The following is a 3,967-nucleotide window of genomic DNA, read 5'->3' on the forward strand; positions in this document are numbered from 1 at the left end:
GTCAGCGCGCGGTCGGTGTCGACCACCGAGGGCGCAGCGCGCTCCCCGCCGGTGGCGCGCTCGAGCTGGCGGGTGGCGGCGCCGGTGTGGGAGCCGCAGACCAGCAGCGTGCGGCCCGGTGCAGCCACGGGGACGTCCAGCAGCCCGCGGCTGGTCACGCCGGCCACCGCGGCGGCGATCGGCGCCCCACCGCGGACCACCAGCGTCTGCTCGGTCCAGGTGCGCCGGACCGCCACGGCCAGCCGCTGGATGTCGGCGTCGTCGACGACGTCGGGCAGCAGCACCTGCCCGTCGGTGGCGTCGGTGAGCACGCGGACGAGCACGTCCTGCTCGCCGCGGACCACCTCGAGCGGGACCCGCACCGGCTCGCGGTCGGACTTCTCGCGCACGTAGTCGGGAAGGAACCCCGAGGTGAAGCCGAACACCGGGTCGGCGGCGAACTCGGTCCGCTCGGCCGGGACGTCCCGCCCGCTGATCCGCACCCGGTGCACGCCGTCGACGGTGGTCCGTCCGCCGGCGGGGAAGGCGGGCACGAACAGCAGCGGGGCGCTCGCGTCGACGGCGGCCGCCTCGGCGAACACGTGCCCGCGCAGGGTGGAGTCGCCGCGCAGCAGCAGGTGCACCCGCTCGCCGAGCCGTCGTCCGGCGTGGTCGGCGGCGTCGGCGATGTCGCGGACCAGCCGCACCGCGGTGTCCTCGTCGACGGCGCGGGTGTTGGTCAGCAGGTAGGCCGCGTCGGCGTCGCTGAGCGCGTCGGCGATGGTCCCGGCGTCCCAGCGCAGCAGCACGGTGACGCCGGTGGCGGACTGGGTGCCGGTGGGGTCGTCGTCGAGGACCAGGACCTTCATCGCGGCACTCCTAGTGCATGTAGAGGCCGCCGTCGACGTTCAGGGTCTGCCCCGTCACGAAGCCGGCGTCCTCGCTGATCAGGTAGGCCACCGCGGCGGCGACGTCGCGCGGGGTGGCGATCCGCGGCAGCACGCCGTCGGCGGCCATCGCGGCCTTGCGCTCCTCGGTGAGGGTGCCGCCCATGATGTCGGTGTCGACCGGGCCGGGGGAGACCGCGTTGGCCGTCACCCCGTGCGGTCCGAGCTCGCGGGCGATCGAGCGGATCAGCCCGACCACGCCGGCCTTGGCCGCCGAGTAGGGGGTCTTGGAGTAGGTGCCGCCGCCGCGCTGGGCCGACACCGAGGAGATCCCGACGATCCGGCCGACCCCGGAGGCGACGAACGACTCCGCCGCCCGCTGCACCACCCAGTGGGTGCCGGTGAGGTTGATCGACTGCACCCGGTGCCACTCGGCGGCGTCCACCTCGAGGTAGGGCACCGGGGAGGAGACGCCGGCGAAGGCGACCACGGCCACCAGCTGGGGCAGCTGCTGCTCCAGCTGGTCGACAGCGGCCCGGACGGCCTCGCGGTCGGCGACGTCGGCGCCCGCGCCCGCCGCCTGCACCCCGTGCTGCTCGGCCACCTCCGCGGCGGTGGCGGCAGCCTGCTCGGCGTCGAGGTCGATGATGCCGACGTGCCAGCCGGCGGCGGCCAGGTGGTGGGCGGTGGCCCGTCCGATGCCGCGCGGGGAGGCGGCCCCGGTGAGCAGGACCGTCCGCTGCTCGGGGAAGGCCGGGCTCACGACCCCTCGCCGCCGCGGGTCTGCTGCTCGGGGGCGACCGTCACGTCGGCCTCGGTCGGCTCCTCGGGCTGGATGGGTGCCGGGCCGAGCTCGGCGAGCAGCTGCTGCATCCGGACGTAGGCCCGGTTGCGGTAGGCCACCAGCTCGGGCACCCGGTCGGCCGGGACGTCGAGGAAGCCGCCGCCGGTCTTGGCACCGAACTTGCCCTGGGCGACCAGCTCGGCCAGCGCGGTCGGGGTGGCGAACCGCTCGGGCCAGCGGGTCTGCAGCGACTCGTAGCAGAACTGGTAGACGTCCAGCCCGGCCATGTCGGCGATCGCGAACGGGCCGAAGAACGGCAGCCGGAAGCCGAAGGTGGTGCGCACGATGGTGTCGACGTCCTCCGCGCTGGCCACCCCCTCCTCGACCAGCTGGCTGGCCTCGGAGAACAGCGCGTACTGCAGCCGGTTGAGCACGAAACCGGTGGAGTCCTTGACCCGGGCGGTCTGCTTGCCGGTGGCGGTGACGATCTCCTCCACGACCGGCAGCACGGCGGGGTCGGTGCCCTCGTGCGGGATCAGCTCGACGCCGGGGATGAAGGGGGCGGGGTTGGAGAAGTGCACGCCGAGGAAGCGCTCGACGCCCGTCACGCCCTCGGCCAGCCGGCTGATGAGGATGGTGGAGGTGTTGCTGCCGATGATCGCCTGCGCGTCGGCGGCGGCGCAGATCCGGCCGAGGGTGGCGTGCTTGATCTCGATCTTCTCCGGCACCGCCTCCTCGACGAAAGAGGCCTCGGCCACGGAGTCCTCGATCGAGGGCGCCGCGGTGACCCGGGCGGCGATGGTGTCGGGGGCGCCCTCGGGCATCAGCCCGTCGGCGACGAACTGGCCGGCCTCGGTGATGAGGCGCTCGCGGTTGGCGGTCGCGACCTCGGCGCTGACGTCGCTGATCCGGACGTCCGCGCCGGCCAGGGCCAGGACCTGGGCGATGCCGCCGCCCATGTAGCCGCTGCCGACGACGGCGACGGTGCGGCCCTGCAGGGGGGACTGGGTGGTGCTGCTCATGGTGGTTCCTCTCCGGGGCTGTGCGGGGTGCGTCCGCTCAGCGCGGCAGCAGGGTCTTCAGGTAGCGCATGTTGGTGGCGCAGACGCCGAGGCTGTCCCCGCCGTACTGCTCCATCAGGAACGGGCCGCGGAAGCCGAGCGCGACGGCGTCGCGGACCACCTCGCGGTAGTTGATCAGGCCGAGCTCCATGCTCGTCGGGGTGGCGGTGAACCAGGAGCCGTCGCCGGCCTCGTCGCGGATGTAGTTCTTGACGTGCCAGTAGTTGGCGTAGGGCAGCGTCTTGGCGTGCATCTCGCGCCAGTCCTCGATCGGGCGGTGCAGCCGGACCAGGTTGCCGATGTCGGGGTTGAGCCCGACGTTGTCCAGCCCGATCTCCTGCACCAGCTGGACCGAGCTGTCGGCGGTGCCGAGGTAGGTGTCCTCGTACATCTCCAGCGACATCGGCAGGCCGACGCTGGCGCAGTGCTCACCCAGCTCGCGGAGCCGGCTCACGCACAGCGCGCGGGTCTCGGCGTCGTCGGGGTCCTTCCAGCCCGGGGCGGTCCAGAACCACAGCGCCTTGGCCTGGGCCTCGCTGAACGGGTGGTGCAGGCCGGTGGAGAAGACGCTCATGCCGAGCTCGGCGGCGGCGTCGATGCTGCGGTGGGCGTAGGCGAGGTTGCGCTCGCCCTCGGTCGGGTGGATGACGCTCTGCCGCTGCACGTGCACCGAGATGATCTCGACGCCGTGCTGCTTCGCGACCGCGAGCAGCTCCTCGCGCCGCGACGGCTCCAGGTCGGCGGGGCGGATGTGGTTGTCGGCGATCTCCAGCGCGGTGAAGCCGAGGTCGGCGACCTCGCCGAACACCTCGTCCCAGCGCTCGACCGGGGCGTCGTGCAGCGGGGCGGCGCCGGGCCGGGCGAAGCCGTGCATGCAGACGGCGATCGGCCAGGTGTCGGCGGTCAGGTCGCCGGTGTCGGCGCTGGTCGGGGCTGTCGTCATCGACTCGTCCTCACGTCAGGCGGGTGGCGCTTCGATCCTGGATCCTATAGGAAGCGAGGAGGGTGTCAACCGGAGCCCGCGTCATCGGCGCTGTTCGCGGTGGTGACCGGCCCTTCACACACCTTCACGCACCGGCACACATGCTGCAGCCGGTGTGCCGGCGCGCGAGGGTGTGTGCGGCTCGGGACGGGCCAGCGCGCAGGGCGGCCCCCCGCACCCGGTGCCGACCTGCCCTTCACACACGTTCGCGCACCGGCACACATGCTGCAGCCGGTGTGCCGGTGGGCGAGGGTGTGTGCGGCTCGGGACGGGC

General features: G+C 73.5%; 4 protein-coding genes. All 4 read right to left on the reverse strand.

Annotated elements, in window-relative coordinates; genetic code table 11:
* Positions 1-848: four-carbon acid sugar kinase family protein (locus DVA66_RS17955; RefSeq protein ID WP_157974102.1), on the reverse strand; the 848-nt coding region annotated here is incomplete at its 3' end.
* Between the two features lie 10 nt (positions 849-858).
* Positions 859-1,629, reverse strand: coding sequence for an SDR family NAD(P)-dependent oxidoreductase (locus DVA66_RS17960; protein WP_114561270.1), 771 nt, complete (start codon positions 1,627-1,629; stop codon positions 859-861).
* A complete protein-coding gene (locus DVA66_RS17965; RefSeq protein ID WP_114561271.1) occupies positions 1,626-2,672 on the reverse strand; it encodes a 3-hydroxyacyl-CoA dehydrogenase family protein in 1,047 nt (348 codons plus the stop codon). Before DVA66_RS17965 ends, DVA66_RS17960 begins: the two co-directional genes overlap by 4 nt.
* A 37-nt stretch (positions 2,673-2,709) precedes the next feature.
* Positions 2,710-3,654, reverse strand: a complete 945-nt coding sequence (locus DVA66_RS17970; RefSeq protein WP_114561272.1) for a sugar phosphate isomerase/epimerase family protein — start codon at positions 3,652-3,654, stop codon at positions 2,710-2,712.
* Between the last annotated feature and the right edge of the window lie 313 nt (positions 3,655-3,967).

The organism is Desertihabitans aurantiacus (genome assembly GCF_003344635.1).
GTDB lineage: Bacteria > Actinomycetota > Actinomycetes > Propionibacteriales > Propionibacteriaceae > Desertihabitans > Desertihabitans aurantiacus.